Here is a 20,445-nt window from a genome sequence, read left to right as displayed (position 1 = left end):
ACCGGGTTGTCTGTGAAGTGATTCACATCTGCCGTGTCGATGGAGGCGCATTATAGGGAACTGCCGAGGAATGACAAGTGGAAATATGCATTTTTATTTCGACCGCTCACCTTTTCACCAGAACGGCTATTTTTGGTGCTTTTTTATCTCTTTTGGCAGTTCGGCCAGGCTATTAATCACCCAATCCGCGGCATTTTCAGCTTCTGGCGTAACAGGCTTACCCGTGCGCACTAATATTTTGGTCCCCACACCTGCAGCTGCAGCTGCCTGCATATCTTCCAGTTTATCGCCCACCATATAAGAAGCGGCCATATCGATGTGCAGAAACTCTTGCGCGGAGATAAACATTCCCGGATGCGGTTTACGGCAATCACAGGTCTGGCGATACGCTTCTACGGTTCCCTGAGGGTGGTGTGGGCAATAATAAATGCCATCAAGATCGACCCCGCGATCCGCCAGCGACCAGTCCATCCATTCTGTCAGCGTCTCGAATTGCGCTTCGGTGAATTTACCGCGCGCAATACCAGACTGGTTCGTTACGACCACCAGCGCGTAGCCCATCTCTTTCAGCTGACGCATTGCCTCTATAACGCCTTCGATAAATTCGAACTCATCAATCTCATGGACATAACCGTGATCCACATTAATAGTGCCATCACGATCGAGAAAAATTGCGGGTACTGATTTTGCCACCGGTTTGCTCCTGAAAAAGGCCTGTTGAGCTAGTATCTCATGAAACGCAGCGCAATAAAGTGCTCATCGTACAGAGTTGGATTGATTTAGACGTCTGGATGCCTTAACATCCGTTTTGTTTACGGTCATCACCCGTATCTGGCAGAACAAAATGCCACGGCTAACTTACATACGATAAAAATAATCTAATGATTAAACTTTCCAATATCACCAAAGTGTTCCAGCAGGGGAACCGAACCATTCAGGCGCTGAACAATGTCAGCCTGCATGTTCCTGCTGGTCAAATTTATGGCGTCATTGGCGCATCGGGTGCAGGTAAAAGCACGCTGATCCGTTGTGTTAACCTGCTTGAGCGTCCAACCCAGGGTAACGTAGAAGTTGGCGGCCAGGAACTTACCGCTCTTTCAGAGAAAGAACTCACCAAAGCGCGTCGTCAGATTGGCATGATCTTCCAGCACTTCAACCTGCTGGCTTCCCGCACCGTTTTCGGCAACGTCGCCTTGCCGCTGGAGCTGGACAACACACCGAAAGAAGAAGTGAAGCGTCGCGTTACCGAACTGCTCGACCTCGTGGGTCTGGGTGACAAACATGACAGCTACCCGGCAAATCTGTCTGGTGGTCAAAAGCAGCGTGTGGCGATTGCCCGCGCACTGGCTAGCAATCCTAAGGTATTGCTGTGTGATGAAGCGACCAGCGCACTGGATCCGGCTACCACGCGTTCTATTCTGGAACTGCTGAAAGACATTAACCGTCGCCTCGGCCTGACGATCCTCCTTATTACGCACGAGATGGATGTGGTGAAACGCATCTGCGACTGCGTGGCGGTAATTAGCAACGGTGAACTGATTGAGCAGGATACCGTCAGCGAAGTGTTCTCCCATCCGAAGACCCCGCTGGCGCAGCAGTTCATTCAGTCGACGCTGCACCTGGATATTCCGGAAGATTATCTGGAGCGTTTGAAAACTGAACCCGCGGCAGACAGTGTCCCAATGCTGCGCATGGAGTTCACCGGTCAGTCCGTTGATGCCCCTCTGCTTTCCGAAACCGCGCGTCGCTTTAACGTGAACAACAACATTATCAGTGCCCAGATGGATTACGCCGGTGGCGTGAAGTTCGGCATCATGCTGACGGAAATGCACGGCACACAAGAAGAAACCCAGGCGGCAATCGCCTGGCTGCAAGAACACCACGTAAAAGTAGAGGTACTGGGTTATGTCTGAGCCGATGATGTGGCTGCTGGTTCGCGGCGTTTGGGAAACGCTGGCAATGACCTTCGTATCGGGTTTCTTTGGTTTTGTGATTGGCCTGCCGGTCGGCGTACTGCTGTATGTCACGCGTCCGGGTCAAATCATTGAGAACGCGAAGCTCTACCGTACGCTCTCTGCACTGGTTAACATCTTCCGTTCCATCCCGTTCATTATTCTGCTGGTGTGGATGATTCCATTTACCCGCGTGATCGTTGGTACGTCAATCGGTCTGCAGGCGGCCATTGTTCCGTTGACGGTCGGCGCTGCGCCGTTTATCGCCCGTATGGTGGAAAACGCCCTGCTGGAGATCCCAACGGGATTGATCGAGGCCTCTCGTGCGATGGGCGCAACACCTATGCAGATCGTCCGCAAGGTACTGCTGCCTGAAGCACTGCCAGGCCTGGTGAACGCAGCAACGATTACGCTTATTACTCTGGTGGGGTATTCCGCGATGGGCGGTGCCGTAGGTGCCGGCGGTTTAGGCCAGATTGGCTACCAGTACGGCTATATTGGTTATAACGCTACCGTAATGAATACCGTTCTGGTATTGCTGGTTGTGCTGGTTTACTTAATCCAGTTCTCTGGCGATCGCATCGTCCGGGCTGTTACTCACAAATAACGTTACACACAACACAAACTCGACGAGTTAAGGATAAAACATGGCGTTTAAATTAAAGACCTTTGCAGCAGTAGGCGCGCTTATTGGCTCTCTGGCACTGGTGGGTTGCGGTCAGGACGAAAAAGATCCAAACCACATCAAAGTGGGCGTTATCGTAGGTGCAGAACAGCAGGTTGCTGAAGTTGCCCAGAAAGTGGCGAAAGAGAAATACGGCCTGGACGTTGAGCTGGTGACCTTCAACGATTACGTTCTGCCAAACGAAGCGCTGAGCAAAGGCGATATCGACGCTAACGCCTTCCAGCATAAGCCTTACCTGGATCAGCAGATCAAAGATCGTGGCTATAAACTGGTGGGTGTCGGTAACACCTTCGTTTATCCAATTGCCGGTTACTCCAAGAAGATTAAATCACTGGACGAACTGCAGCCGGGCTCTCAGGTTGCGGTGCCTAACGACCCAACCAACCTCGGTCGTTCCCTGCTGCTGCTGCAGAAAGTGGGCCTGATCAAACTGAAAGACGGTGTTGGCCTGCTGCCAACCGTTCTGGATGTCACCGAGAACCCGAAAAATCTGAAAATTGTTGAACTGGAAGCCCCACAGCTGCCACGTTCTCTGGACGATGCGCAGATTGCTCTGGCCGTTATCAACACCACTTACGCCAGCCAGATTGGCCTGACGCCAGCGAAAGACGGTATCTTCGTTGAAGATAAAGACTCCCCGTACGTTAACCTGATCGTGACTCGCGAAGACAACAAAGACGCGGAAAACGTGAAGAAGTTCGTACAGGCTTATCAGTCTGACGAAGTTTACCAGGAAGCCAACAAAGTGTTTAACGGCGGCGCGGTTAAAGGCTGGTAATCTCACCTCAGTGTAATATCATCAGGACGGGCTTATGCCCGTCTTGTCATTTGTGCAGTCAACTGATTCAATATCTGACGTTTTGATTATCCATTGAGGAATTATTATGCGTGCTTTACCGATCTGTCTTTTAGCACTCATGCTGAGCGGCTGTTCTATGCTAAGCAGATCTCCTGTTGAACCTGTTCAAAGCACGGCAACCCCGCCAAAAACAGAGCCTGCGAAACCGAAAGTGGTTCGCCCTGCGCCGGTTCGCATTATCACGAAAGCTGACGAACTCGTCGGTAAACCGTTCCGTGAACTGGGTGAAGTAAGCGGTGAATCCTGTCAGGCAACCAATCAGGACTCTCCGCCGAATATCCCGACAGCGCGTAAACGCATGCAGATTAACGCTGCCAAAATGAAAGCCAACGCGGTTCTGCTGCACAGCTGTGAAGTCACCAGCGGCACGCCGGGCTGCTATCGTCAGGCGGTTTGCATCGGTTCTGCGCTGAACATTACGGCGAAATGAGTGCATTTCAGTTTGAGCAGATAGGCGTTATCCACTCTCCCTATAAAGAGAAGTTCGCCGTGCCTCGCCAGCCGGGTCTGGTGACCAGCGGCGGGGGCGAACTTCATCTTCTGGCGCCTTACAACCAGGCCGATGCGGTACGCGGGCTTGAGGCCTTCAGCCATTTATGGGTGGTATTTGTCTTTCATCAGACAATGGAAGGCGGCTGGCGACCTACCGTGCGCCCTCCTCGTCTGGGTGGAAATGCGCGAATGGGCGTATTTGCGACTCGCTCGACCTTCCGTCCAAACCCGATCGGGATGTCGCTGGTTGAACTGAAAGGCATACGTTGTCAGAAAGATCGGGTGATACTGGAATTAGGCAGTCTGGACCTGGTGGACGGCACGCCGGTTATCGACATCAAACCCTATTTGCCCTTCGCGGAAGCGCTCCCGGACGCGCGCGCAAGTTATGCTCAGGATGCACCGCAGGCGGATATGCCTGTCTCTTTTACCCCTGAGATCGCCTCGCAGCTTAGCCAGATGGAGAAACGCTATCCTCGTTTGCGGAATTTCATCACCGAAGTGCTGGCACAGGACCCCCGTCCAGCCTACCGTAAAGAAGAGGAAGCAGGAAAAACATACGCCGTCTGGCTGCTGGATTTTAACGTGCGCTGGCGCGTCGCCGGGGCAGGTTTTGAAGTGTTTGCCCTTGAACCCAGGTAATTTTGTTCTCCTCTCTTTTGGCATCTTTGCCACACTGGTAAACTAAACCACTTTTTTTGTGTCAGGCTGGTGTTTCAGCCTGTTCCAATCGTCGAAATGGAACCGTAACAACATGCGTACTAGCCAATATCTGCTCTCCACTCTGAAGGAGACGCCTGCCGACGCCGAAGTGATCAGCCATCAGCTGATGCTGCGCGCCGGGATGATCCGCAAGCTGGCCTCCGGGTTATATACCTGGCTGCCGACCGGCGTGCGCGTCCTGAAAAAAGTCGAAAACATCGTGCGTGAAGAGATGAACAACGCCGGTGCTATCGAGGTGTCCATGCCTGTGGTTCAGCCCGCTGACCTGTGGCAGGAGAGCGGCCGTTGGGAACAATATGGCCCAGAGCTGCTGCGCTTCGTCGATCGCGGCGAGCGTCCATTCGTTCTCGGCCCAACGCATGAAGAGGTCATTACCGACCTGATCCGTAACGAGCTGAGCTCTTACAAACAGCTGCCGCTGAACTTCTTCCAGATTCAGACCAAGTTCCGTGATGAAGTTCGTCCTCGTTTCGGGGTGATGCGCTCTCGCGAATTCCTGATGAAAGATGCTTACTCTTTCCATACCTCTCAGGAATCGCTGCAAGAGACCTATGACAAAATGTACGAGGCATACAGCAAAATCTTCTCCCGCATGGGTCTGGATTTCCGCGCTGTACAGGCTGATACCGGCTCCATCGGTGGTAGCGCATCCCATGAGTTCCAGGTACTGGCGCAGAGCGGTGAAGATGATGTGATCTTCTCGGACTCTTCAGATTACGCCGCGAACATCGAATTTGCAGAAGCGCTGGCACCAAAAGAACCACGCGGCGCTGCAACGCAGGAGATGACGCTGGTTGATACGCCAAACGCGAAAACCATTGCTGAGCTGGTTGAGCAGTTCGGTCTGCCGATTGAAAAAACCGTCAAAACGCTGCTGGTGAAATCTACCGAAGGCTGCGCTTACCCGCTGGTTGCCCTGCTGGTGCGTGGCGATCACGAGCTGAACGAAGTGAAAGCAGAGAAGCTGCCGCAGGTCGCGAGCCCGCTGACGTTTGCAACAGAAGCGGAAATCCGTGCCGTGGTCAATGCAGGTCCTGGCTCTCTCGGCCCGGTTAATATGCCGGTTCCGGTTGTTATTGACCGCACAGTTGCTGCGATGAGCGACTTCTCCGCCGGTGCTAACATCGACGGTAAACACTACTTCGGTATTAACTGGGATCGCGACGTGGCGACGCCTGAAGTGGCAGACATCCGTAACGTGGTCGCAGGCGATCCAAGTCCGGACGGTCAGGGCACCCTGATGATTAAGCGCGGTATCGAAGTCGGTCACATCTTCCAACTGGGTGACAAATACTCTCGCGCACTGAACGCCGCCGTTCAGGGTGAAGATGGCCGTAACCAAATCCTGACCATGGGCTGCTACGGTATCGGGGTCACTCGTGTGGTCGCGGCGGCCATTGAACAGAACTACGACGAGCGTGGTATCGTCTGGCCGGACAATATCGCTCCGTTCCAGGTTGCGATTCTGCCAATGAACATGCACAAATCCTACCGTGTGCAGGAGCTGGCTGAGAAGCTGTACGCCGAGCTGCGTGCTCAGGGTATCGAAGTGCTGATGGATGACCGTAAAGAGCGTCCGGGCGTGATATTCGCCGATATGGAACTGATTGGTATTCCACACACGGTGGTCATCGGTGACCGTAACCTCGACAGCGATGAGATCGAATACAAATACCGTCGTAGCGGCGAGAAACAGATGATCAAGACAGGCGATATTCTTGATTACCTGGTGAAAGCCATCAAAGCCTAAATAAAAAACCCCGCTCAGGCGGGGTTTTTTAATGGATAATCGTCAGCTTATTGACTGTTACAGTCTTTGCCTGTGATAAATTTCGCCTCTTTATCCACCACCAGCGTTTTCACGCTCTCTCCGCTATCCGGGTTTGGCTCCAGCGTAAAGTGACCATCTACGGTCAGCAATACCGGCTTGCTGTCATTGCCACGCGCCACGGCGTAATCACGTTCAAGCTGCGCGTTGTTCGCCACGCTGACTTTCTTACCCGTTGCACAGTCGGTAAAGATCGCCGCATCCGCCATATAGAAATACATACCCCGCATTGGCATCGGCGTAGCAGGCAGGGCCGCTTTCACCGGCGCAAGCGTATAGTTGAACTGGGATTCAATCGGGTTGCCCTCGCGGTCGAGCATCTCCATCCCCTCACCTTTGGCGCGGAAATACGTTTTCTCACCCATGGTATCCGTCAGGATCAGCTTTTCCGCCGTACGCGCCCAGGTTCCGTAGGTCGCAAACGAAGAGGGTTCTTTAGCGCCCTGATAACGCTGGTTCATAACCCAGGTGCCGTCTTTTTGCAGGAACAGGGACGTTTCGATGCCTTCACAGTCTGCACAAGGCAATACGCCGCGCCAGCTCTGCTGCATAGGCTTTAACGCTTCATTCTGCGAGGGCTGCAAAACCTGCGTTTCAGAACGGTTGTTACACCCGAAAAGCGCAAACAGCGTACTCACTGCCAGCGCTGAAAATAATGCTTTTTTCACAATGAATTCCTTATGAAAATTGTGTTCCCTTTCGTCACTCCATCGGGCGACGAACTTTACCGCGTAGTGCTTTCACTGTGGATTTTTGGGCTTTCGAGGACAACCGACGCTCTTTCGATGCGCGGGTTGGCCGCGTTGCCCGGCGGCTTTTTTGTACTGCTGTTAATTCTTTAATAACGGCCACCAGCCTGGCTATCGCCGCTTCCCGGTTTAACTCCTGGCTGCGGTACTCCTGGGCTTTAATCACGATCACACCTTCGCTGGTGATCAGGTGATGGCTGGCAGCAAGCAGACTCTCTTTATAATACTCTGGCAGGCTTGATGCCCGAATGTCAAAACGCAAATGGATCGCCGTTGACGCCTTATTGACGTGCTGTCCACCCGCCCCCTGAGCACGGATGGCGGTGATCTCCAGCTCATTATCAGGGATGCTGACGTTTCGGGACAAAACAATCATGACGCAGGCTGCCAGGCCGTCAGATGAATTTCCAGATTATTCTGAGAATCAGAGAGCCAGATGGCGCCGTCCTGAATGGTTGCCTGCAGCGCCATCGTCCGGCCGGCAAACTCACTGAGCTGCGCCAGCTGTTCATCATCCAGATACCAGACGGTGAGATTTTTATACTGCGCACATTTATTCTTGTTTTGTTGCCACCAGATCTCCGCCGCGCGCTGGTTATAGGCGAATAATGCCACTTCAGCGGACTGGGTACAGGCCTTTTTAATCCGACGCTCGTCCGGCAGACCGAGCTCGATCCACAGGTCGATGCCCAGATGATCGTTTCGCAGCCAGACTTCTGGCTCGTCCTCTGCGCTTAAGCCGCGGGTAAACTGCAGCCGCTCGTTGGCGTATTTAATCCACGCCAGCAGGCGCAGCATCATACGCTCCTGGGTTTCGGAGGGGTGGCGCGCCAGCGTCAGCGACGCATCCAGAAACTGGTTGCGATCAAGATCGGCCACATTGACCACTGCTTTATAAATTGTCGCTTTAAGCGCCATGAGAGAACTCCATTCGAATCAGGGGCACATTGTAGCGAAAACAGAGGCAAAAGGCTGTCACGCGGTGATAAATCACACCTGTCAAGGCGCTGATATTGCTTAAATGAGTATGGTATAGTCACCTTGCTAAACCGAGTTTATCTTCGTAGGCTTAATGATATCTCACAGTAAGTCAGTGCGCTGGCGGGAGGGGATGTGAATAATTATTGTGAGTTAATTCGCAAACGGTATGCGGAAATCGCCAGCGGAGATCTGGGGTATGTCCCGGACGCGTTGGGCTGTGTATTGAAAGTGCTTAATGAAGTGGCCTCTGATGAGAGCCTTTCAGAGTCGGTCAGGGAAAAAGCAGCGTACGCTGCGGCGAATTTACTGGTGAGCGATTATGTCGATGAATGATACTTATCAACCCATCAATTGTGATGACTATGACAACCTCGAACTCGCCTGCCAGCATCATTTAATACTGACGCTGGAGCTAAAAGATGGCGAAGTATTGAAGGCAAAAGCCAGCGATCTGGTTTCACGTAAAAACGTGGAATATCTGGTTGTTGAAGACGGCAGTGCAACGCGTGAGCTACGTCTGGATAAAATAGCCAGCTTCAGCCACCCGCAAATCGGCACAGTCGTGGTGAGCGAATCCTGATGACACTTACGGGCAGCCTGGCTGCCCGTTACATTTTCTGCCAATCAAAACTGACCCCTTCTTCTGACCATCCCTCTTCCGTGATGAAAACCCCGGCAGCAGCCATCAACGTTTCACCGTAAAACAGCAGTGGCGTGGTATCACGTCGCCACGGCGGCACGCTGCACTCCTGCCATATCTTCTTAAGCTTCCGTCCCCCGTTGCGCCCGACAATATGCAGCAAACCACCAGCCTTGAAGCGTACGGTTACCGGCTCACCAGGCTTCGGCAGACGCACATGACCGGATGGGCTCAAAGAGACGCTCCCTGCATCACAGGGCAATATCAGCGGTACCTCTGGCGACGCCCAGTCGAGTACCACCTCAGTCAGTGAAGGCGTGGATTTGACCCGCCAGAGTTTGCCTTTATAGCGCCTGACCTCAAAACCATTCAGATACACGCAGGGGGAAGCATCTTCCCGCGCCTGCGCGACTTCGTCCCAGATCCGGCTCAGCATCGCCCGCGACGGCATCGCTGCATGATGAGTAGCCAGCCAGCGGCGTAACAGTGCGGCGCGGCGCACCGGGCTCATCGCCTCCAGGGGCGCTATCGCCAGTGCTCCGTCTTCAGAAATCAGGTCAGCCAGATCCGCACTCAACAGTTCATCCAGCAACAATTCCTGTTCAGCACACAGTATGGCGCTTCTCGCTGTCGCGTCGGCGAAATGCGGCCAGCGCTCGCTCAACAGCGGCAGGATGCGCAGGCGCAGGAAATTACGATCGTAACTGTCGTCCTGGTTACTCTCGTCTTCTATCCAGTTCAGCTGATATTCCCGCGCCCAGGCTTCCAGCGACGCCCGCGTCTCGCCCAGCAGCGGGCGCAGCAATTGCGTCCCGGCAAACTCAGATCGTGCAGGCATGGCGGACAGCCCCGCCGGTCCGCTTCCCCGCTTAAGCGCCAGCAAAAAAGTTTCGCACTGATCGTCCAGATGCTGAGCCGTGACCAGCGCTTCGCCAGGAAGTAATGCCGCGGAAAAAGCGGCATAGCGGGCTTTCCGCGCCTGTGCCTCGATGCCCTTCCCCTCATCAATGAGCGTGACGCGCTCAGCGATGAACGGGATCGCCCAGGCCGCACACAAGGCTTCACAGTGCGCCACCCACTCCTCAGCGTGAGGACTTAATCCATGATGGATGTGCATAGCCCGAAGCTGGACGTCAGGCTCCCGGTCGCGCCAGCGTTTCAGGCGATGGAGCAGAACGGTGGAATCCAGGCCACCGCTAAACCCCACCAGCAGCTGGCGGTACGGTGAAACAGCTTGTGCGATAGCGGGTAAGGTCATAGGAAATTACACATAAAAAATGCCCGAACTGAGCGGGCATTATCACACAGGACAAACATTACTGCTGGTAAAGCTCCAGCGGCAAACCATCCGGGTCGTTAAAAAAGGTAAAACGCTTGTCGGTGAAGGGATCGACACGGATCGGTTCACACGTCACGCCGTGCGCTTCCAGATGTTTTACTGCGTTATCCAGGTCATCAACGCTGAAGGCAAGATGGCGCAGTCCACAGGCTTCCGGGCGCGACGGGCGCGCAGGCGGGAAGGGAAAAGAGAACAGCTCAATCACATATTGCCCGTTTAAAGCGAGATCCCCCTTCCAGGAGTCACGCTCCTCGCGGTAGGCCTCGCTCAACAGCGTAAAGCCAAGAATGTCACAATAGAAGGCCTTACTTTTCGCGTAATCGGTAGCAATGATCGCAATATGGTGAACCGCTTTTAAACCCAGCATAGCTTCTCCTTTTTATGATGCCTGAACGTTACAACCGAGAACCCGCACCTGGCAAGCGGTCACCCTTATTTTAGGACTCGCACCCAGTAAACGCCGTGCTCATCGCGCTTCGCACCATGAATATCCGTCTCGAAACCCGGATAGTGACGCCCCACCGAACAGAGCATCAGCAGAAAATCGAGCACTGCCCGGCTCTCCTCGGTGATCATTTCCCCCGGCATCAGCAGCGGTACACCCGGTGGGTAAGGCAGGATCATATTGGCCGACACGCGCCCGACCAGATTTTCCAGCTCAACGGTTTCTACCTCACCTTTTACCTGCCGCTGCCAGGCCTTGTGAGGCGTCAGCTTCATGTCAGGCAGGACGTCAAACGCCTGAAGCATGAGGCGCGGCAGATCGTGCTGGCGGATCAATCTGTGGATCCCCTGGGCCAGATCCTGAATGCGCATATTGCGGTAGAAGTCAGGATCTTCCGCGTAGAGATCCGGCAGCATGTTCTTCACCCGCAGGTTGAGATCGTAGGCACGCTTAAACTCCATCAGCCCACGCAGCAGACCCATTGCCCGGGTTTTATCGATCCCGATACTGAACAGGAACAACAAATTGTAGGGGCCGGTCTTCTCCACTACCACGCCGCGCTCATCAAGGAACTTCGCCACCAGCGCGGCGGGAATACCTTCATCACCCATTACACCCTGCTCGTCCATGCCTGGCGTCAGGATCGTCACCTTAACCGGATCGAGGAACATGTGGTCCGCATCGGCATCGCGGAAGCCGTGCCAGCTCTCCCCAGGCGCAACGGGCCAGCACTCGGCCTCGTCGATCTCTTCCGGCTGCCAGATATCAAAGAACCAGCCGTCTGCCTCATCTTTCAGCCGCTGGACCTCTTTACGGAAATGCAGCGCCCGCTCCACCGAGCGGTTTATCAGGCGTTTACCCGGGTTGCCGCGCAGCATCGCCGCCGCGGTTTCGATAGATGCCACCAGCGGATAGCTCGGTGAAGTGGTGGTATGCATCATAAAGGCTTCGTTGAAGGTCTCCTCGTCGTACTCGCCTTTGATGTGAATAAGAGACGCCTGGGAAAAGGCGGCCAGCATTTTGTGGGTCGACTGCGTTTCGAAGAACACTTTGCCCGGCACGCGCTCGCCGCTCATCCCGCTCTTACCCGAATAAATCGGGTGAAAATTGGTATAAGGCACCCACGCAGAATCGAAGTGGATCGACGGCACGTCCAGCGTCTGCTTGATCCAGTTGGTGTTGTATAACAGGCCGTCATAGGTGGAATTGGTGATCACCGCATGAACAGGCCAGCTTGCGCCAGGGATCGCCGCAACTTTCTTTTCAATGGTTTGATGCGTGAACTCCCGGCGTGGAATGCCGCCGAGAATCCCCAGCGCGTTACGCGTAGGGGATAACCAGAGCGGCACCACGTCGCTCATCATCAGCAGGTGCGCCAGCGATTTATGGCAGTTGCGGTCAATCAGCAGCGTGCTGCCCGCAGGCGCAGCATACATCCCGACGATTTTGTTCGAGGTCGAGGTGCCGTTGGTCACCATATAGCTCTGCTCAGCGCCAAAGGTGCGGGCAATATACTCCTCGGCCTCCAGATGCGGGCCGGTATGATCCAGCAGAGAGCCCAGTTCCGTGACCGAAATTGACACGTCCGCTTTCAGCGTGTTGCCCCCGAAAAAATCATAGAACAGACAGCCTACCGGGCTTTTTTGATAGGCTGTTCCGGCCATATGCCCTGGCGTGCAGAAGGTGTATTTCCCCTCTTTCACATAGGTAAAAAGCGCGCGGGTAAAGGGCGGCGTAATGTTATCGAGGTATTCACCCGTGTACTGCTGAATGCGGGTCGCGATATCTTCCGCCACGCCGAGAGAATATTCAAAGAACCACAGCGCCATCCGCATATCATGCGCGCTGACGTCCATGGTCGAGTGGGTATTGATAAACGCATACAGCGGGAGATATTCGTTCAGCTTGTTGATCTCGCTGCACAGCTCCAGATCGTATTCGTCCCAGTCGAAGATCACGCCACAGATTCGCGGGTTATGCTCAATAAACTTCAGCAGGTCGGCGCTGTTGTGCGGCCAGATGAGCTGATACCCGCGCGACTGAAGGGCTTGCTCCAGCTCCTTGATGGGCTCGTCTTTATAAAAGACGCCGTGCGGCCCCATAATGGCAATGATGTTCACGGTCTACCTCCTTGAAAAACATTAGCTAAGCATAGTTAAGGTAAACGGCGGGTATAAAAAAAGCCGCAACATTGTGCGGCTTTTCAGATAATTGTGAAGCTTACGCGTAGCCGTAAGTCATCAGACGCTGATAACGACGGTTGAGCAGGTCTTCTTTGCTCAGGACATCCAGATCGGCCAGGTCAGCCAGCAGCTGGGCTTTCAGGGAAGCAGCCATCACTTCCGGCTTACGATGCGCGCCACCCAGCGGTTCCGGGATCACGGTATCGATCAGCTTCAGCTCTTTCAGACGTGGGGCAATGATGCCCATCGCTTCTGCGGCCAGCGGCGCTTTATCAGCGCTTTTCCACAGAATGGACGCACAGCCTTCCGGAGAGATAACGGAATAGGTGCTGTACTGCAGCATATTCACTTTATCGCCCACGCCAATGGCCAGCGCACCACCTGAACCACCTTCACCGATGACGGTACAGATGACCGGCACCTTCAGGCGGGACATCTCGCGCAGGTTACGGGCGATGGCTTCAGACTGACCGCGCTCTTCCGCGCCCACGCCAGGGTATGCACCCGGGGTGTCGATGAAGGTGATGATTGGCATGTTGAAACGCTCAGCCATCTCCATCAGACGCAGGGCCTTGCGGTAGCCTTCTGGTGCAGGCATACCGAAGTTACGACGGATTTTCTCTTTGGTTTCACGCCCTTTCTGATGACCAATGATCATCACCGGGCGTCCGTCCAGACGCGCGATACCGCCGACGATAGCTTTGTCGTCAGCGTATGCGCGATCGCCTGCCAGTTCGTCAAATTCGTCAAACGCCAGGCGGACATAATCCAGGGTGTACGGACGCTGTGGATGACGTGCCAGCTGGGCGATCTGCCATGCGCCGAGATCGGCAAAGATTTTGCGCGTCAGCTCTACGCTTTTTTCACGCAGACGATGCACTTCTTCGTCGATGTTAATATCCAGTTTTTCATCCTGACGGCTTACCGCTGTCAGAGAATCGATTTTCGCTTCCAGCTCAGCAATCGGCTGTTCGAAATCAAGGAAATTCAGACTCATAGTATTCCTGTATTAGTCAAACTCCAGTTCCACCTGCTCCGAACCAATGAGGCCACGGAGATCGTTCAGTAAACGATCGCTCGGAGAGACACGCCACGTTGCACCAAAGCGCAACCGCGCACGTGCATCCGCCCTCTGATAGTAGAGATGTACTGGAATTGTCCCCGAGCGGTGGGGTTCCAGAGACTGACGGAGTCGGTTTAAAAGCTGGTCATCAATTTGCCTGTCCGTCAGCGAGATAGCAAGCCCGCGAGCATATTTTTCCCGGGCTTCGTCAATGTCCATCACTTCGCGGGCGGTCATTTTAAGCCCCCCGCTGAAGTCATCAAAGCTGACCTGTCCGCTGACGATAAGTATGCGGTCTTTTTCCAGCAATTGCTGGTATTTATCCAGCGCGTCGGTGAACAACATCACCTCCAGACGCCCGGAACGGTCATCCAACGTACAGATGCCGATACGATTGCCGCGCTTGGTGACCATAACCCTTGCAGCAATCACGAGCCCCGCAGCCGTGGTAATTTTACCACGTTCTGTCGGATGCATGTCTTTTAGCCTGTGGCCGCCGACATAGCGCTCAATTTCTTTGATGTACTGGTTGATCGGGTGACCCGTCAGGTACAAGCCTAACGTTTCACGCTCGCCATCCAGCACGACCTGTTCTGGCCACGGCTGGCAGTTAGAATACGACTGCTCAATCTGCTCCGGCTCCTCCGCCAGCACACCGAACATATCTGCCTGCCCAATGGCTTCCGCTTTCGCGTGCTGGTCCGCCGCTTTCAGGGCATCGCCGAGGGAGTTCATCAACGCAGCGCGGTGCGGCCCCAGCCTGTCGAACGCGCCGGACATGATCAGCTTTTCCAGTACGCGGCGGTTCAGTTTTTTGGTATCGGTACGGGCGCACAGATCGAACAGCTCGCGGAAATAGCCGCCGTTGTTACGCGCTTCGATGATCGCCTCGATCGGCCCTTCACCCACGCCCTTGATCGCACCGATCCCGTAAACGATCTCCCCGTCGTCGTTGACGTGGAAATGGTAAAGCCCCGAGTTAATATCCGGCGGCAGGATCTTGAGCCCCATGCGCCAGCACTCATCCACCAGGCCAACGACCTTCTCGGTGTTATCCATATCGGCAGTCATTACCGCCGCCATAAATTCAGCAGGATAGTGCGCTTTCAGCCACAGCGTCTGGTATGAGACTAGCGCATAGGCGGCAGAGTGGGATTTGTTAAATCCGTACCCGGCGAATTTCTCCACCAGGTCGAAGATTTTCATCGCCAGCTCGCCGTCAACGCCGTTTTTCTTCGCGCCGTCTTCAAAGATGGAGCGCTGCTTGGCCATCTCTTCCGGTTTTTTCTTCCCCATCGCACGACGCAGCATGTCCGCGCCGCCGAGGGTATAACCAGAAAGCACCTGAGCAATCTGCATGACCTGTTCCTGGTACAGGATGATGCCGTAGGTCGGCTCCAGTACCGGTTTCAGGCTTTCATGCTGCCACTGCACGTCCGGGTAGGAAATCTCTTCGCGACCGTGCTTACGGTCGATAAAGTTATCTACCATCCCCGACTGCAGCGGCCCCGGGCGGAACAGCGCCACCAGTGCGATCATATCTTCGAAGCAGTCAGGCTGCAGGCGCTTGATCAGGTCTTTCATGCCGCGGGATTCAAGCTGGAAGACCGCGGTGGTCTCCGAGCGCTGCAGCATGTCGAAACTTTTCTTGTCATCCAGCGGGATGGCAGCAATGTCTATCGGTTCAAGGCCCTGCTTTTCCCGGCGCGGGTTGATCATCTTCAGTGCCCAGTCGATGATCGTCAGCGTACGCAGGCCAAGGAAGTCAAACTTCACCAGCCCGGCGTATTCCACGTCGTTCTTATCAAACTGAGTGACTGGATGCTCACCCGCTTCATCGCAGTAGAGCGGCGCGAAGTCGGTAATTTTGGTCGGAGCAATAACCACTCCACCTGCATGCTTACCGGCGTTACGCGTGACGCCTTCCAGCTTGCGCGCCATGTCGATCAGGGCTTTGACTTCTTCGTCAGCTTCGTAGATTTCCGGCAACTGAGGTTCGGCTTCAAACGCTTTTGCCAGCGTCATGCCCGGATCGGGCGGCACCAGCTTAGAAATACGATCGACGAAACCGTACGGGTGGCCGAGTACACGACCCACGTCGCGGATAACCGCTTTCGCCGCCATGGTACCGAAGGTAATGATCTGCGATACCGCGTCACGGCCATACATATCCGCTACGTGCTCGATCACCTGATCGCGTTTCTCCATGCAGAAGTCGACGTCGAAGTCGGGCATGGAAACACGTTCCGGGTTGAGGAAACGTTCGAACAGCAGGTCGAATTCCAGCGGATCGAGGTCGGTAATTTTTAATGCATACGCCACCAGCGAGCCCGCACCGGAGCCACGGCCCGGACCTACCGGTACGCCGTTATCCTTCGACCACTGAATGAACTCCATAACGATCAGGAAGTAGCCGGGGAAGCCCATCTGGTTGATAACCTGAAGCTCTATATCCAGACGCTCGTCATACTCCGGACGACGTTTTTTACGTTCTTCTTCATCCGGGAAGAGGAATTCGAGACGCTCTTCCAGACCCTCCTTCGATTTCATGACCAGGAAATCTTCCGTCGTCATGTCACCCGTCGGGAATTGCGGCAGGAAGTATTCGCCGAGGCGCACGGTGACGTTACAGCGCTTGGCAATCTCTACGCTGTTTTCCAGCGCTTCAGGGATATCGGAAAAGAGCTCGCACATCTCCTCTTCGCTGCGCATATACTGCTGCGATGAGTAATTACGCGGGCGCTTTGGATCGTCAAGGGTGAAGCCATCATGGATCGCCACACGAATTTCGTGGGCGTCAAAATCGCCGGATTCCAGGAAACGCACATCATTCGTCGCCACCACGGGCAAACCGCGCTCTTCAGCCAGCGCAACAGCGGCGTGCAGATAGCTCTCTTCGTCCTGGCGGCCGGTGCGGATCAATTCCAGATAGTAACGATCCGGGAAATATTCTTCATAAAACGAGACGCACTGATCCACCAGCGCGCTGTTGCCACGCAGCAGGCATTTGCCGACGTCGCCCATGCGGCCACCGGAGATCAGCAGCAGCCCTTCGTTCAGTTCCGCCAGCCAGTCCCGGTCGATCCACGGGCCCAGCGCGCCATAGCCGCGCTGATAGGCTTTCGAAATAAGCAGAGTGAGGTTCTGGTAGCCCGTGTTGTTCATAGCCAGCACGGAAATTTGCGTCAGTTCATCGCCGATGAGATCGCTCTGCACATGAAAATCCGCACCGACGACAGGCTTCATCCCCGCGCCATGTGCCGTTCCGTAGAACTTCACCAGGCCACACAGGTTGGTAAAATCGGTGATCGCCAGCGCAGGCATGCCAAGCGCGGCCGCCTTTTTTACAAGCGGCCCGGTCTTCGCCAGCCCATCGATCATGGAGTAGTCGCTATGCACCCGCAGGTGTACGAAACGTGGTTCAGCCATCTTCAGATTCCGCGTTACTTAATTGCTTGCGTATTGATTCAGGACACCCGTCCCAGCGCGCGTTTCACCGGGCCAAAGCTGCGCCGGTGATGTTCAGTTGCGCCATGTTCAGCCAGCTTTTCCAGATGGAAAGCCGTAGGATACCCCTTGTGCTGGGCGAAGCCATACTGAGGGTAAGTGAGATCCAGCGCGGCCATTTCAGCGTCGCGTGTCACCTTGGCAATAATAGATGCTGCGCTGATCTCGGCGACACGGCTATCGCCTTTGACGACCGCCATAGAAGGCATCGGCAGTGCCGGACAGCGGTTGCCGTCAATCAGGACATATTCCGGAGCAATTTTCAGGCCCGCTACCGCGCGCTGCATGGCCAGCATTGTAGCATGCAAAATATTCAACTCGTCGATTTCATGCGGCTCAGCGCGCCCCAGGCTCCAGGCCAGAGCCTTCTCCTGAATCTCACTGAACAGGGCCAGTCGACGTTTTTCGGATAATTTTTTTGAGTCGTTTAGCCCGACGATCGGGCGGGCGGGATCGAGGATCACCGCGGCGGTCACAACAGCCCCCACTAACGGGCCACGACCGACTTCGTCCACCCCTGCCACAAGATGCGTGTGAGGGTATACAAATTCCATCATTTTGCTAACTCCAGCACTGCATCGGCCGCTTGCTCATCTGCATTGCAGCGGATCAGTTGATGCAGTTCACGGAAGGTATCATGCATCTGGTGGCTGGTCTTGCCGTTGGCGAGCAGCGGCAGCAGAGCCTCCGCCAGCGCCTGAGGCTGGCACTCATCCTGTAAGAGCTCTTTTACCAGCTCGCGCCCGGCAAGCAGGTTTGGCAGGGAGACATAATCCGTTTTCACCAGACGTTTTGCCAGCCAGAAGGTAAACGGCTTCATACGATAACCGACCACCATCGGGCATTTCGCCAGCATACATTCCAGCGCAGCCGTGCCAGAGGCCAGCAGTGCGGCATCGCTCGCAAACATTGCTTCCCGACCTTTCCCGTCCAGCAGGCGGACGTGAAGATCCGGGGCGACTTCCGCTTTAATGCGTTCGAACTGCTCGCGGCGTTTGGCATTCACCAGCGGCACGACCACTTCAAGATCGGGATACGTCTTGCGAAGAATCTGCGCGGTTTTCAGGAAATCAGCGCTCAGCATCTCCACTTCTGCGCCACGGCTTCCTGGCAGCAATGCCAGACAGTGCACATCATGAGGGATATCGAGCACGTCGCGCGCCGCGTTTTTATCCGGATCCAGCGGCATCGCATCCGCCATGGTATGACCGATAAAACGGCACGGAACATTAAATTTGTCGTAAAACGCTTTTTCGAAAGGCAGAAAAGCCAGCACCAGGTTGGTGGACCGTCCAATTTTGAAAACGCGTTTCTGTCGCCACGCCCAAACGGACGGACTGACGTAATGAATGGTTTTGATGCCCTGCTTTTTCAGATTACCTTCGAGGGTAATGTTGAAGTCGGGTGCATCGATACCGACAAACACATCGGGTTTGAGCTCGGTAAATCGGCGGGTAAGATCGGCACGAATATGCAGCAAGCGTCGCAAACGCCCCAGCACCTCAACAATGCCCATCACGGCCAGCTCTTCCATTTCATACCAGGCTTCACAGCCTTCGGCCTGCATCAGCGGGCCAGCCACGCCAACAAAGCGGGCGTTAGGTACGCGAGCTTTGAGCGCGCGGATGAGACCGGCACCAAGAATATCGCCGGAGGTTTCTCCGGCGACCAGGGCTATCGTAAGCGGACGACTGTCGACCATTAACGAATCAGACCCCTTGTTGAACGGTCAAAGAACTCCATGAACGCGTTCACTTCCGGGAACTTATCCGCCAGTTCGGCAATGTCCGGCTTCGCCTCTTCCAGCGTTTTACCGCTACGGTACAGCAGTTTGTACGCGTTACGGATGGCAGTAATCGCTTCGCGACTAAAACCACGACGCTTGAGGCCTTCGATGTTCACGCCAAACGGCGTGGCATGGTTGCCCTGCGCAATCACATACGGTGGGACGTCCTGCGCCACACCGGAGCAGCCACCGACCATCACGTGTGCACCAATGATGCAGAACTGATGGACTGCGGTCATGCCGCCAATAATTGCGAAGTCATCAACAGATACGTGTCCTGCCAGCGTTGCGTTGTTGGCAAGAATACAGCGATCGCCCACGGTACAGTCATGCGCAATATGCGCATTCACCATAAACAGGTTATCGCTACCCACCTTCGTCAACCCACCACCCTGTACTGTTCCACGATGAATGGTGACGCTTTCGCGAATACGGTTACGATCGCCAATTTCCAGACGGGTCGACTCACCAGCATATTTCAGATCCTGGTTAACTTCACCGATGGAAGCGAACTGATAGATCTCGTTATTGCTGCCAATGGTCGTATGACCATTCACGACAACGTGAGATTTCAGTACTGTACCCTCATCAATTTCGACATTGGGTCCAACAATACAGAACGGGCCAATGTGAACGTTGGCACCAATGATGGCGCCGGTTTCCACAATAGCAGTAGGATGAATAAAGGCGGATTTATCAATCACGTATCAGGACTCCCGGCTACGAGCACACATCATCGTCGCTTCGCAAACAACTTTGCCGTCAACCAGCGCTACGCCTTTGAAGCGAGTCAGGCCACGACGCGTTTTTTCAAAAGTGACTTCCATGATCATCTGATCACCAGGCACGACAGGACGCTTAAAGCGCGCTTCATCAATACCTGCGAAGTAATAGAGTTCACCTGGCTCCAGTTTACCGACGCTTTTAAACGCCAGAATACCGGTAGCCTGAGCCATCGCTTCCAGAATCAACACACCCGGGAAGATAGGCTTACCCGGGAAGTGTCCCTGGAAGAACGGTTCGTTCACGGAAACATTTTTCACTGCGCGCAGAAAACGACCTTCTTCAAAATCCAGCACACGGTCTACCAGCAAAAACGGGTAGCGGTGCGGCAGAAGTTCTAAAATCTCTTCAATATGCAGAGTATGAGTGTCAGTAGTCAAAATACTCTTCCTGTCAAAATGTACTGATAACAATAATAACACGGCCTGCC

21 protein-coding genes are annotated in these 20,445 nt (G+C 54.5%); 8 read left to right on the top strand and 13 right to left on the bottom strand.

Features of this window, described 5'->3' with window-relative positions:
• Window positions 1-126: 126 nt before the first annotated feature.
• Entirely contained in the window at window positions 127-693 is a 567-nt protein-coding gene (gmhB, locus tag ACOTYN_RS01395; protein WP_023336781.1) for a D-glycero-beta-D-manno-heptose 1,7-bisphosphate 7-phosphatase, read from the bottom strand.
• Between the two features lie 188 nt (window positions 694-881).
• Between gmhB and metN the strand changes: the two genes are divergently transcribed.
• From metN to proS, 6 genes are all read left to right on the top strand, one after another.
• Window positions 882-1,913, top strand: coding sequence for a methionine ABC transporter ATP-binding protein MetN (metN, locus tag ACOTYN_RS01390; RefSeq protein WP_023332146.1), 1,032 nt, complete (start codon window positions 882-884; stop codon window positions 1,911-1,913).
• Entirely contained in the window at window positions 1,906-2,559 is a 654-nt protein-coding gene (locus tag ACOTYN_RS01385) for a methionine ABC transporter permease MetI (protein WP_003856130.1), read from the top strand. The genes metN and ACOTYN_RS01385 overlap by 8 nt, the downstream gene beginning before the upstream one ends.
• A gap of 40 nt (window positions 2,560-2,599) precedes the next feature.
• Window positions 2,600-3,415, top strand: a complete 816-nt coding sequence (gene metQ / locus ACOTYN_RS01380) for a methionine ABC transporter substrate-binding lipoprotein MetQ (protein WP_014168729.1) — start codon at window positions 2,600-2,602, stop codon at window positions 3,413-3,415.
• A gap of 106 nt (window positions 3,416-3,521) precedes the next feature.
• The gene (gene rcsF / locus ACOTYN_RS01375; RefSeq protein WP_008501883.1) at window positions 3,522-3,926 is read left to right on the top strand and encodes an Rcs stress response system protein RcsF; all 405 of its coding nucleotides are present in this window, start codon (window positions 3,522-3,524) and stop codon (window positions 3,924-3,926) included.
• On the top strand, window positions 3,923-4,630 hold the full coding sequence (gene tsaA, locus ACOTYN_RS01370; RefSeq protein WP_050861685.1) for a tRNA (N6-threonylcarbamoyladenosine(37)-N6)-methyltransferase TrmO: 708 nt from the start codon (window positions 3,923-3,925) through the stop codon (window positions 4,628-4,630). The genes rcsF and tsaA overlap by 4 nt, the downstream gene beginning before the upstream one ends.
• A gap of 112 nt (window positions 4,631-4,742) precedes the next feature.
• Window positions 4,743-6,461 (top strand): proline--tRNA ligase, encoded by a 1,719-nt coding sequence (proS, locus tag ACOTYN_RS01365; RefSeq protein ID WP_332956050.1) that lies wholly within the window; start codon window positions 4,743-4,745, stop codon window positions 6,459-6,461.
• A 47-nt stretch (window positions 6,462-6,508) separates the two neighbouring features.
• Here proS and nlpE read toward each other — a convergent pair whose 3' ends face one another.
• The 3 genes from nlpE to ACOTYN_RS01350 are packed head-to-tail and all read right to left on the bottom strand — an operon-like array spanning window position 6,509 to window position 8,206.
• The gene (gene nlpE / locus ACOTYN_RS01360) at window positions 6,509-7,207 is read right to left on the bottom strand and encodes an envelope stress response activation lipoprotein NlpE (protein ID WP_071922566.1); all 699 of its coding nucleotides are present in this window, start codon (window positions 7,205-7,207) and stop codon (window positions 6,509-6,511) included.
• Between the two features lie 34 nt (window positions 7,208-7,241).
• Complete coding sequence (gene arfB, locus ACOTYN_RS01355; protein ID WP_014882646.1) at window positions 7,242-7,664, bottom strand: alternative ribosome rescue aminoacyl-tRNA hydrolase ArfB; 423 nt, start codon at window positions 7,662-7,664, stop codon at window positions 7,242-7,244.
• Window positions 7,661-8,206 (bottom strand): YaeQ family protein, encoded by a 546-nt coding sequence (locus ACOTYN_RS01350; RefSeq protein WP_071922567.1) that lies wholly within the window; start codon window positions 8,204-8,206, stop codon window positions 7,661-7,663. Before ACOTYN_RS01350 ends, arfB begins: the two co-directional genes overlap by 4 nt.
• A gap of 195 nt (window positions 8,207-8,401) precedes the next feature.
• On the opposite strand from ACOTYN_RS01350, the gene ACOTYN_RS01345 reads away from it, so the two are divergent.
• Together ACOTYN_RS01345 and rof are read left to right on the top strand one after the other, a co-directional pair.
• A complete protein-coding gene (locus ACOTYN_RS01345; RefSeq protein ID WP_008501889.1) occupies window positions 8,402-8,602 on the top strand; it encodes a YaeP family protein in 201 nt (66 codons plus the stop codon).
• On the top strand, window positions 8,589-8,849 hold the full coding sequence (gene rof / locus ACOTYN_RS01340) for a Rho-binding antiterminator (protein ID WP_014882644.1): 261 nt from the start codon (window positions 8,589-8,591) through the stop codon (window positions 8,847-8,849). Before ACOTYN_RS01345 ends, rof begins: the two co-directional genes overlap by 14 nt.
• Window positions 8,850-8,877: 28 nt before the next feature.
• Here the strand turns inward: rof and tilS are convergent, their stop codons facing one another.
• The 9 genes from tilS to fabZ all read right to left on the bottom strand — a co-directional run bounded on the left by tilS (window position 8,878) and on the right by fabZ (window position 20,395).
• Window positions 8,878-10,167 carry a tRNA lysidine(34) synthetase TilS gene (tilS, locus tag ACOTYN_RS01335; protein ID WP_057057752.1) on the bottom strand — a complete coding sequence of 430 codons (1,290 nt, stop codon included), beginning with the start codon at window positions 10,165-10,167 and terminating at the stop codon, window positions 8,878-8,880.
• A 58-nt stretch (window positions 10,168-10,225) separates the two neighbouring features.
• On the bottom strand, window positions 10,226-10,615 hold the full coding sequence (locus ACOTYN_RS01330) for a VOC family protein (protein ID WP_014882642.1): 390 nt from the start codon (window positions 10,613-10,615) through the stop codon (window positions 10,226-10,228).
• 65 nt (window positions 10,616-10,680) lie between these two features.
• Window positions 10,681-12,813: a lysine decarboxylase LdcC gene (locus tag ACOTYN_RS01325; protein WP_047343996.1), complete on the bottom strand. Its 2,133-nt coding sequence runs from the start codon at window positions 12,811-12,813 to the stop codon at window positions 10,681-10,683.
• Window positions 12,814-12,913: 100 nt separating this feature from the next.
• On the bottom strand, window positions 12,914-13,873 hold the full coding sequence (gene accA / locus ACOTYN_RS01320; protein WP_013095666.1) for an acetyl-CoA carboxylase carboxyl transferase subunit alpha: 960 nt from the start codon (window positions 13,871-13,873) through the stop codon (window positions 12,914-12,916).
• Between the two features lie 12 nt (window positions 13,874-13,885).
• On the bottom strand, window positions 13,886-17,368 hold the full coding sequence (dnaE, locus tag ACOTYN_RS01315) for a DNA polymerase III subunit alpha (protein WP_023336775.1): 3,483 nt from the start codon (window positions 17,366-17,368) through the stop codon (window positions 13,886-13,888).
• A gap of 38 nt (window positions 17,369-17,406) precedes the next feature.
• Window positions 17,407-18,003, bottom strand: a complete 597-nt coding sequence (rnhB, locus tag ACOTYN_RS01310; protein ID WP_014882639.1) for a ribonuclease HII — start codon at window positions 18,001-18,003, stop codon at window positions 17,407-17,409.
• Complete coding sequence (gene lpxB, locus ACOTYN_RS01305; protein ID WP_014882638.1) at window positions 18,000-19,148, bottom strand: lipid-A-disaccharide synthase; 1,149 nt, start codon at window positions 19,146-19,148, stop codon at window positions 18,000-18,002. Before lpxB ends, rnhB begins: the two co-directional genes overlap by 4 nt.
• A complete protein-coding gene (gene lpxA, locus ACOTYN_RS01300; protein ID WP_332956059.1) occupies window positions 19,148-19,936 on the bottom strand; it encodes an acyl-ACP--UDP-N-acetylglucosamine O-acyltransferase in 789 nt (262 codons plus the stop codon). Before lpxA ends, lpxB begins: the two co-directional genes overlap by 1 nt.
• 3 nt (window positions 19,937-19,939) lie before the next feature.
• Window positions 19,940-20,395 (bottom strand): 3-hydroxyacyl-ACP dehydratase FabZ, encoded by a 456-nt coding sequence (fabZ, locus tag ACOTYN_RS01295; protein WP_010426706.1) that lies wholly within the window; start codon window positions 20,393-20,395, stop codon window positions 19,940-19,942.
• Window positions 20,396-20,445: the final 50 nt, after the last annotated feature.

The sequence above is a fragment of the Enterobacter cloacae complex sp. IR5458 genome, from assembly GCF_049238025.1.
In the GTDB taxonomy this organism is placed as follows: domain Bacteria; phylum Pseudomonadota; class Gammaproteobacteria; order Enterobacterales; family Enterobacteriaceae; genus Enterobacter; species Enterobacter kobei.
This window is presented reverse-complemented; position numbering and strand designations above follow the sequence as displayed.

Bases quoted from the DNA above. Each gene is read 5' to 3' on its own strand.
- ACOTYN_RS01385 (WP_003856130.1), top strand. From the start codon at position 1,906: ATGTCTGAGCCGATGATGTGGCTGCTGGTTCGCGGCGTTTGGGAAACG.
- metQ (WP_014168729.1), top strand. From the start codon at position 2,600: ATGGCGTTTAAATTAAAGACCTTTGCAGCAGTAGGCGCGCTTATTGGC.
- metN (WP_023332146.1), top strand. From the start codon at position 882: ATGATTAAACTTTCCAATATCACCAAAGTGTTCCAGCAGGGGAACCGA.
- rnhB (WP_014882639.1), bottom strand. From the start codon at position 18,003: ATGATGGAATTTGTATACCCTCACACGCATCTTGTGGCAGGGGTGGAC.
- dnaE (WP_023336775.1), bottom strand. From the start codon at position 17,368: ATGGCTGAACCACGTTTCGTACACCTGCGGGTGCATAGCGACTACTCC.
- ACOTYN_RS01350 (WP_071922567.1), bottom strand. From the start codon at position 8,206: ATGGCGCTTAAAGCGACAATTTATAAAGCAGTGGTCAATGTGGCCGAT.
- ACOTYN_RS01330 (WP_014882642.1), bottom strand. From the start codon at position 10,615: ATGCTGGGTTTAAAAGCGGTTCACCATATTGCGATCATTGCTACCGAT.
- accA (WP_013095666.1), bottom strand. From the start codon at position 13,873: ATGAGTCTGAATTTCCTTGATTTCGAACAGCCGATTGCTGAGCTGGAA.
- rcsF (WP_008501883.1), top strand. From the start codon at position 3,522: ATGCGTGCTTTACCGATCTGTCTTTTAGCACTCATGCTGAGCGGCTGT.
- arfB (WP_014882646.1), bottom strand. From the start codon at position 7,664: ATGATTGTTTTGTCCCGAAACGTCAGCATCCCTGATAATGAGCTGGAG.
- proS (WP_332956050.1), top strand. From the start codon at position 4,743: ATGCGTACTAGCCAATATCTGCTCTCCACTCTGAAGGAGACGCCTGCC.
- lpxB (WP_014882638.1), bottom strand. From the start codon at position 19,148: ATGGTCGACAGTCGTCCGCTTACGATAGCCCTGGTCGCCGGAGAAACC.
- rof (WP_014882644.1), top strand. From the start codon at position 8,589: ATGTCGATGAATGATACTTATCAACCCATCAATTGTGATGACTATGAC.
- tsaA (WP_050861685.1), top strand. From the start codon at position 3,923: ATGAGTGCATTTCAGTTTGAGCAGATAGGCGTTATCCACTCTCCCTAT.
- tilS (WP_057057752.1), bottom strand. From the start codon at position 10,167: ATGACCTTACCCGCTATCGCACAAGCTGTTTCACCGTACCGCCAGCTG.